At 51.2% G+C, this 925-nt stretch carries 2 protein-coding genes; both read right to left on the bottom strand.

Annotated elements, in window-relative coordinates:
• Nucleotides 1-344: alcohol dehydrogenase catalytic domain-containing protein (locus LO50_RS21875; RefSeq protein ID WP_044316357.1), on the bottom strand; the 344-nt coding region annotated here is incomplete at its 3' end.
• Nucleotides 345-399: 55 nt separating this feature from the next.
• A complete protein-coding gene (locus tag LO50_RS21880) occupies nt 400-696 on the bottom strand; it encodes an ArsR/SmtB family transcription factor (RefSeq protein WP_033041901.1) in 297 nt (98 codons plus the stop codon).
• Nucleotides 697-925: the final 229 nt, after the last annotated feature.

Below are 925 nucleotides of genomic sequence, written 5' to 3' on the forward strand. Positions count from 1 at the left end.
GTTATAGAAGAAACGTGGTGCAGGGAGAGTCCATTACAGCCTTCAACCAGTGGCGCACCGTTGATCCACTCCGGGAAGAAGGTGCTGACGACCGAGTCACCCACCTTGAATTCAGTGACATCTGGGCCGACAGCAATGACTTCACCTGCACCATCGGCCATGGGGATGCGTTTTTCGGCAGGGCCCCACACACCGCTGACCACCGCGAAGTCGTGGTAGTTGAGCGAGTTGGCGTGAAGGCGTACGGTGATTTCGCCACGCGCTGCGGCTCGGACTTCGCTGCTGCCAACCACAACCTTTTCATAGCCGCCACCGGGTTGGACGAAGATAGCTTTGCTGCTCATAGGGGTTTCCTTATGTTTTCTAATTACGCGAAATAACGAAATGAAAGTTTAAAAATTACAATTCGATGATCAACCTACCCGCAAAGTCATCAATCGCCTGCTCATTGCGCCGGTAGTAAGTCCACTTTCCGATGCGGGTGGTTAGCACGAAGCCTGCACGTTGCAAGATAGCTAAATGTGCAGACGCGGTAGAAGGTGAAAGCCCGGCCTTGTGCTGCAAATGGGTTACGCACACTCCTATCGCAGGATCGCCATGATCCTGAGGTGGGAAATTACTGAGTGGGTCTTTGAGCCACTCCATCATTTGCATGCGAGTGTCATTGCCCAGGGCTTTGAGCTGTTCAAGTATCATGGTCGGCAATGTTACGCTTTTTTACGAAATGTTCAATAAGTAATCTATTACCCTTCGCAAGGGTTTGAAATCAAAAAAACGCATCCAGCTGAATCGACCCTACTTTTGTAGACGCATTGAATGACTGCTTGGACTACCCCGCTCTGGTAGACATCCCCGGTCTATGCTTGAACGTCCGCTTCTGGCCGATTCTGTTGAAAAAGTAGCGACCTCCCCATGCCGTTGGCAA

Source organism: Stutzerimonas stutzeri, assembly GCF_000935215.1.
GTDB lineage: Bacteria > Pseudomonadota > Gammaproteobacteria > Pseudomonadales > Pseudomonadaceae > Stutzerimonas.